Origin of the sequence: Streptomyces sp. NPDC007346, assembly GCF_040703535.1 — a bacterium.
Classification (GTDB): Bacteria; Actinomycetota; Actinomycetes; order Streptomycetales; family Streptomycetaceae; genus Streptomyces.
In genome coordinates this window covers 1-7,272 of the sequence record NZ_JBEYKR010000231.1, presented here as the reverse complement: position 1 = coordinate 7,272, position 7,272 = coordinate 1, and the positions used below count along the sequence as shown (strand labels likewise).

The 7,272-nt window shown below is 74.7% G+C and carries 6 protein-coding genes and 1 pseudogene; 2 read left to right on the top strand and 5 right to left on the bottom strand.

The window, feature by feature from the left end; genetic code table 11:
* The 4 genes from AB0917_RS32835 to AB0917_RS32820 all read right to left on the bottom strand — a co-directional run.
* Positions 1-973 (bottom strand): DUF5914 domain-containing protein (locus AB0917_RS32835; RefSeq protein ID WP_366823366.1); only part of this gene is annotated, 973 nt, incomplete at its 3' end.
* On the bottom strand, positions 970-1,980 hold the full coding sequence (locus tag AB0917_RS32830) for a phytoene/squalene synthase family protein (protein WP_366823365.1): 1,011 nt from the start codon (positions 1,978-1,980) through the stop codon (positions 970-972). The genes AB0917_RS32835 and AB0917_RS32830, both read right to left, overlap by 4 nt.
* Positions 1,977-3,494 carry a phytoene desaturase gene (locus AB0917_RS32825; protein WP_366823364.1) on the bottom strand — a complete coding sequence of 506 codons (1,518 nt, stop codon included), beginning with the start codon at positions 3,492-3,494 and terminating at the stop codon, positions 1,977-1,979. The genes AB0917_RS32830 and AB0917_RS32825 overlap by 4 nt, the downstream gene beginning before the upstream one ends.
* Complete coding sequence (locus AB0917_RS32820) at positions 3,491-4,750, bottom strand: polyprenyl synthetase family protein (protein ID WP_366823363.1); 1,260 nt, start codon at positions 4,748-4,750, stop codon at positions 3,491-3,493. Before AB0917_RS32820 ends, AB0917_RS32825 begins: the two co-directional genes overlap by 4 nt.
* A 448-nt stretch (positions 4,751-5,198) precedes the next feature.
* Between AB0917_RS32820 and AB0917_RS32815 the strand changes: the two genes are divergently transcribed.
* Together AB0917_RS32815 and AB0917_RS32810 are read left to right on the top strand one after the other, a co-directional pair.
* A complete protein-coding gene (locus tag AB0917_RS32815; protein ID WP_366823362.1) occupies positions 5,199-5,870 on the top strand; it encodes a HEAT repeat domain-containing protein in 672 nt (223 codons plus the stop codon).
* Between the two features lie 3 nt (positions 5,871-5,873).
* Entirely contained in the window at positions 5,874-6,875 is a 1,002-nt protein-coding gene (locus AB0917_RS32810) for a MerR family transcriptional regulator (protein ID WP_366823361.1), read from the top strand.
* A 36-nt stretch (positions 6,876-6,911) separates the two neighbouring features.
* Here AB0917_RS32810 and AB0917_RS32805 read toward each other — a convergent pair.
* Positions 6,912-7,272: pseudogene (locus tag AB0917_RS32805) on the bottom strand (SAM-dependent methyltransferase); the annotation flags it as partial.

Here is a 7,272-nt window from a genome sequence, read left to right as displayed (position 1 = left end):
CAAGCCGCCGGAGCCGGCCTGTGCTGTGGCCGTGTGACCCATGGGCATGTACGTCCCTTCGATCGCGATACTGGACTTCCTGCCAGACCTGCCACACCGCGACCAGCGCCTCCGTCACGGCGGTGCGCGGCCTGCCCCGCTCGTCCGGGGCGAGCGGGGTGGCGTGCGTCTCCACCACGGACCCCGCGCCCTCGCCCTCGACGATGTGCATGACGACCGTACGGGGCTCGGGCGCCGTGAACCGCGCCCGGACCGGCACCACCAGCCTCCCGGCCACCTTGAAGGACACGTCGACGGTGAACCCGTCATCGTCCGCCGGACCACCCGACGCGGTGCCGGCGGGCGTTCCGGTCACCGTCAGGTCCACGAACGAGTACGGGTGGAACCACGCCCCGTGCCACGGATCGAGCCGGTTGGCCACCACGTCCTCCGGCTCGCAGCGGCCCACCCCCGTGTAGACCGCCTCCACCGCGTCCCGCACCCGGGGGCGGACCGGAACGTACGGCCGCTTCGAAGGCATCTCGCCGCCCATCCGGTCGAGCCGCACCCAGAGCAGGACCCCGTCGTCGAAGGCCGGAAAGGGCTCCCACCCGGCCAACGGCCCGCCGTCCAGGGCCAGTCCGTGCCAGTGGCAGACCAGCGTGCCGCAGCGGACGGGGCTGTCGCGCAGCGGCGCCCCCAGATGCGGGCACACCCCCGGGCCGGTGCGGAGCCTGCCCTCGCCGTCCCGCCACGCGACCACCTCGGTGGAGCCGACCGTGACCCCGAGGCTCCGCCCGGGAGGCAGGTCGCGCGAGGCGCCGATGACGTACCAGTTGCCGGACGGCCGGCTCCGCGCCCGCTCGAGGGCCTCGGCGATCAGCCCCGGTTTCGCCTCCCGCCACGTCGGCGCCTGCCGCTCCCACGGCACGGGCGCCCGCCGCAGCCGCAACGGAACACGTCCGCGCCGGGGGCGTCCTGCCGCCGGGCTCATACCGTCTCCTCCCGCACGGAGGCCGCCGCCCGGGGCCGGGAAGCGCGGGCTCCCGCGACCGGCCCCGCGCGGTGCCGACGCACCGTGCGTACGGCGACCGCCCGTACCAGCCCGTCCAGTGCCACGGCGGCCCGCCGCCGGCGCGGGACGACCGCCCGGCGGTGCAGGGCGGCGTACCCGTCGGCCTCGATCGCGTCGAGAATGCCGCTGTACAGCACGAACGCCGTACGGATGCAGGGCCGCGACACCGGGGCGAGCAGGGCGATCCCGGGCAAAGCGTCCCGGTAGACAGACCGGTTGTGGGCCGCGGCGGCCCGCAGGACCTCGGTGATCCGCGCGTCCCGCGCCCCCGTGCCGCGGCTCCACTCGAAACGCTCGCGGTCCACCCCGTGCGCGGCCAGCAACTCGGCCGGCAGATAGAGCCGGCCCCGGTCCAGGTCCTCGCCCACGTCCCGCAGGAAGTTGGTGAGCTGGAAGGCGACACCGAGCGCGGCCGCGTGCGGAGCGGCCTCCTCGCGCGGCCCCACCGTCCCGAGCACCGGCAGCATCTGGAGGCCGATCACCGCGGCCGAGCCGTGCATGTACCGGCCGAGATCCTCGTACGAGGCGTACCCGCCGACCGTCAGATCGCTGCGCATGGAGGACAGGAAGTCGGTGAAGTGCCGGTGGCCGATGGCGTACCGCCGCGCGGTGTCGGCGAGCGCGCGGATCACCGGCTCGGTGGCCCGGCCCCGCCGCAGCCCCTCCTCCAACTGGGCCTCCAGCGCGAGCAGGGCGCGGGCGCGCTCCCCGGCGGTGGCCGTGGAGTCCAGGTCGTCCACGATGTCGTCGGCCCGGCGGGCGAAGCCGTACAGGGCGTGCACGGCCGGGCGCCGGTCGACGGGAAGCAGCCGCGTGGCGAGGAAGTACGTCTTGCCGTGGCGCGCGTTGAGTGTGCGGCAGCGGGCGTACGCGGTGCGGAGCGCGGGGTCGTGGATGCCTGCGGCGTCGAGTTCACGGACGGTCATGCCAAGGTGCCTCTCCGGACGGGGCGGGGGACGGTACGCGGGCCGGTGATCCTCTCCGCCGCCAGCTTCCCGGAGATCAGGACGGTCGGCACGCCGACGCCGGGCGTGGTGCCGCACCCCGCGAGCACGGCGTTGACCGTGCCGCGCACCAGGTTGCGCGGGCGGAAGGGCCCGGTCTGGGGGAACGTGTGCGCCACGGAGAACGGGGTGCCCGCCGCGTGCCCCTGGGCGGTCCAGTCGACCGGTGTGACCAGCCCCTCCTCCTCGATCGCCGCGCCGAGTCCGGGCATCTCGCGGCGCTCCAGCTCGGCCAGGAGCTCGTCCCGGTAGCGGGGTCCCAGCTCCCGCCACTCGCGGACGCCCGGCCCGACCTCGGTGTTCGGGCAGGGCGCCAGCACGTAGTGGAGGTGCTTGCCCGGCGGGGCAAGGGAGGGGTCGGTCGCCGTGGGCCGGGTGATGAGGAGCGAGGGGTCCGACATCAGCTCCCCGGTGCGGGTGAGTTCGCGGAAGGTGCTCTTCCAGGCCGCGCCGAAGGAGATGGTGTGGTGGGCCAGATCCGGCCACGTGCGGTCCGTGCCCGCGTGCAGGATCACCGCGGACGGCGAGTGGCGCAGGGGGAGGGGCCGGCGGGGGCCGCGGCCGAGCAGCCGGTAGCTGACGGGGAGGTCGGGGGTGAGGACCACCGCGTCGCAGGGGATGCGCTCCTGGTCGGTGACGACGGCGGTGACGCGGTCACCCGAACGCTCCAGCCGGGTCACGGACCGCCCGTAGCGGAAGGCGGCGCCCGCCTCGGCGGCCGAGTCCGCCAGCGCGCGCGGCAGCGCGTGCATGCCGCCCTTGGGGAAGTACACCCCGGCCACCGTGTCCATGTAGGCGATGACGGCGTACGCGGCGAGCGCGCGGGCCGGCGGGACGCCCGCGTAGAGCGCCTGGAAGGAGAAGACCCTGCGCAGCCGTTCGTCCGAGACGAAGTGCCCGATCCGCGCGTCGAGCCGGCCGAAACCACCGAGGGCGGCGAGCCGGACGAGGTCGAGGTGGGCGAGCTGGAGCGGCGAGTCGAAGTTGGCGTCGATGAAACGGCGCATCTGCACCCGGTGGAGGCGCTCCAGCCAGCTCCGCAGCCGCCGGTAGCCGACCGCCTGCCGGGCGCCGGCGAACTGTTCGACCGCGGCCTCCATCGCGGCACCGTCGGTATGCACGTCCAGCTGGGTCCCGTCGGCGAACCTGGCCCGGTAGGCGGGGTCCAGCCGGATCAGCTCCAGCCGGTCGGCCAGCCGGTCCCCGACCGCGGCGAACGCCTCCTCCACCAGGTCCGGCATGGTCAGCACGGTCGGACCGGTGTCGATGCGGAAGCCGCCCGACTCCAGCAGCCCGGCCCGGCCGCCGGGCCCGGGATCCCGCTCGACCACCGTGACCCGGCGGCCCGCGCCGAGAAGATGGAGCGTGGCCGCCAGCCCCGACAGACCGGCACCGACCACCACCACATGGTCGGAGGGCCCCTTGACCGTGATCACCGGATACCTCCTTCTTCGTCCGTGGTCGGGCCCCGCACCGCCGCCGGAGCGTCGTGCCCGCGCGTGTCGTCGGGGGAGGCGGCCGGGTGCCCGCCGGGGCCCTCGGAGACCGCGCGCACCAGGCCGAGCAACTGCCGGCCGCCGTGCGCGTCCACGTCGACGGCCTCACCCAGACGGCGTACGGCGTGGTCACGGAGACGCTCCGCCTCCCGCTCCACCTGGGCGCGCGCCCCGCTCGCCTCGAAGACACCGCGTACGTCCGCGAGACCGTCCTCGGTGGCGTCGGCGCGGCCCACGGCACGGCCGAGGACGGCCAGCGCCTCTTCGTCTCCCGCGGCCTCGGCCCGCTCCCGGGCGACGGCGAGGAGATAGGTCGGCTTGCCCTCGCGGATGTCGTCGCCGGACGGCTTTCCGGTCACCCCCGGGTCCCCGAAGACCCCGAGCAGATCGTCCCTGAGCTGGAAGGCGATCCCCGCGCACCGCCCGGCCGAGCTCAGCGCGGCGGTGGTGCGCTCGTCGGCACCGGCCAGGGCGGCCCCGATCGCCAGGGGCCGCTCGACGGAGTACAGGGCGCTCTTGAGACAGGCGGTCCGTATGGCCCGCGCCGCCGAAGAGCCTCCGGTGGCCTGGCCGTGCAGATCCAGGTACTGGCCGGCGACCATCTCGGTCCGCATGGAGCGCCAGATCGCCCCGATCCGGTGGCGTACGGGGGCGGGCAGCGTCGTCTCCGCGACGGTGTCGTCGGCCCAGACCAGCGCGAGGTCCCCGGCCAGCACGGCGGCCGAGGTGCCGAACGCGGAGCCCCGCTCCGAGTCCGGGGGCAGGCCCGCGCGGGTGGCGAGGCCGATGTGCACGGCGGGCTTCCCCCGGCGCAGCCGCGAGCGGTCCATCACGTCGTCGTGGATCAGCGCGCAGGTCTGGACGAGCTCCAGCGCGACCCCCAGCCGCAGCGCGGCCGCCGTGGACGCCGGGTCCGCCGCACCACAGGCCCGCATCCCCCACCACAGGAGCCGGGGACGCATCCGCTTGCCGCCGTCCAGCGTGAAACCGGCGACCCGCCCGGCCAGCTCCCCGGAGAACGAGGCGTCGATCTTCGAGGCCTGGGCGACCCGCTCCGCGAGGACCGCCCGTGCGGTACGCAGGACGGCGCCGGCCACGTCCGCGTCGACGGCCTCCGCCTCCGCGGCCGACGGGCCGGAGCCCGCCGGGAGCGGGCAGGCGGCGAAGGAGTGTTCCACGGCCTGGATACGGGCCATCTCACGTCCTTCTGGTCAGGGAGGTGGCGAACCGTTCGCCACTCCTTCCGGACTCGTACCCCGTTTGGATACGATATGGCAGGACCGAGCGGGCGTACGGCCCACGCGGGGGAGGGGGCGGTGGTCGAAGACGATCACGACAGCGGCACGCGCCCGGCGCAGAAACACCCGGAGGGGCGTCCCGGGGGAGGACGGCCCGCCCGTTCGGCCTACGGAAGCGGGGGAGCCGGCCCACGGACCTCGGGCACGGACCCGGCGGCACGGGCGGTCACCCGCGGGCGAGCTGCGGCCGTCGCCCCGGAGGCGTTGACGAAGAGGGCGCGGTGGCGGCGGGCGGTGAGGACGGCGGGGGAGCCCGAGCGGACGGTACATGATGTGGGCCGCCGGGTCCCTGCTTGACCTTGACACCGTGACAGGGTCTTCACTGCATGCCCAGGAGGTGATCTCGATGACGGTCACGGGACAGGACACGAACGCGGGACGAGCGCTGCGGGGACTGGAGGACGGCCGTGCGTCCGTGCGGCTGAGGGCGGCCCTGGAGCTCGGCGCGGCACCCGACCCGCGCCACGTGGACCGGCTTGTCGAGCGGTCCGCGATCGAGCCCGAGTTCTTCGTCCGGGACATGCTGACCTGGGCGCTGACCCGTCACCCGGTCGCCCTGACGCTTCCCGCGCTGCTCCGCGAGGTGCGCTCGCGGCGTGCGCAGGCACGGAGCCAGGCGCTGCACACGCTGTCCAAGATCGGGGACCGGCAGGCGTGGCCGGCCATCACCCGGACGCTCCTGACCGACACCGACGACGAGGTGGCGCGCAGCGCCTGGCGGGCCGCGGTCGTGCTCGTGCCGGAGGGCGAGGAGCCGGCCCTGGCCGAGGTACTGGCGACACAGCTCGGGCGCGGCCGGCGGGAGACACAGCTGAGCCTCAGCCGGGCGCTCGTCGCGCTGGGCGAAGCGATCACCGGAGTTCTGCTCACCGCGACGACGGACCCAGACCCGCGCGTGTCCGCGCACGCACTCGCCACACAACGGCTGCTGCGCGACCCGGACGCCGGATTCACCTTCGCGATCGAGGAGGCGAAGCGCGTCGTGGCCCTCGGCGGGACCGGCGAGGAGGGACGATAGGGCGTGCTGATCGGTGAGGTGGCGCGACGGTCCGGGGTCAGCGCCCGCATGCTCCGGCACTACGAGTCGCTCGGCCTGGTGAGCCCCTCGGGCCGTACCGGCTCCGGCTACCGGGAGTATTCCGGGGAGGACATCCGGCGGATCTTCCACATCGAGAGCCTGCGGGCGCTGGGGCTGTCGCTGCGTGAGGTCAAACGCGCGCTCGACGACCGCGGCTTCACCCCCTCGGCCCTCGTCGACGACCTCATCCGCCGGACGCGCGAACGCATCGCCGCGGAGAGCGAACTGCTCACGCGGCTGCGCCGGATCCATGCCGCGGATCCCACCGACTGGCAGGACGCCCTCCAGGTCGTCACGCTCCTCCAGGCGCTGGGGTCCCAGAGCGCCGACGCACGCCAGCGCGCCGCCCTCTCCTCGGCCGACGAGGTTCCCGTACCGGTGGAGGCCCTGGTCGAAGCGGTGCTCGGCGAGAGCGATCCGTACGTCGCCGGGGCCCTGCGATGGGCGCTGGCACGGTCCGACGGCGCCCCGGCACCGCTGGCGGTGGGGATCGGCTCACCGGTGGCCGCGGTGCGGGAACGCGCCGTCCGGTCCCTCGCCGAGATGCCCGGCGGTGAGGCCGCCGGGCATCTGCGCGACGCCCTCACACACCCCGATGCCGTGGTCCGCGGCCACGCGGCTCTGGCGCTCGGGACACGGGGCGAGGCCGATGCCGTCCCGACCCTCGTCGACATGGTCGGGGAGGGAAGGAACGACACCGACGCGGCCGACGCGCTGAGCGTGCTGGCGAACGACACCGCGACGGCGGACCGGATCACGGCCCGGCTCGTCGAACGCCTCGCCCACGACACCACCGAAGCGCCCGCACGGGGGCGGCTGACCCAGGCACTGGCGGGCATCCCGGGGGAGCGGGCGTCCCGCGCCCTGGTGGAGCTGTCGCACGACGAGGAGCGTGCCGTCGCACTGACCGCCACCTATCTTCTTCGGCTGCGCGAGGAGCAGTGACGGCTCTCCCCGGGAGACCGCGTACGCGGACCGGGGCTACGGCCGGGGCTTGTCCGCGAAGACCCACCGGTTGCCCGCCAGCGCGTCGTTCGGCTCGGGCAACGGTCCGCGCCCGTGCCGGCGGGTGAACTCGAAGGGCGTGTGGACGGAGGCCGACCAGCCCTTGTCCCGCAGACCGCCCGCGGAGTCGGGACGCGGATCCCTGTCGAAGAGGTCCAGCAGGTCGATGCCGAGCTGGTGGTGCGTCGAGGTGTAGAGCGGGCTGTCGCGGTACTCCAGCAGGTCCTTGTCGAGCTTGACCTCGAAGGCCAGCGCGCTTCCCGCCGCGCTCAGCCGGTCCACCGTGTCGATGAGATAGGTCTCGGCGGCGGGCGGCAGATAGAACAGCAACCCCTCG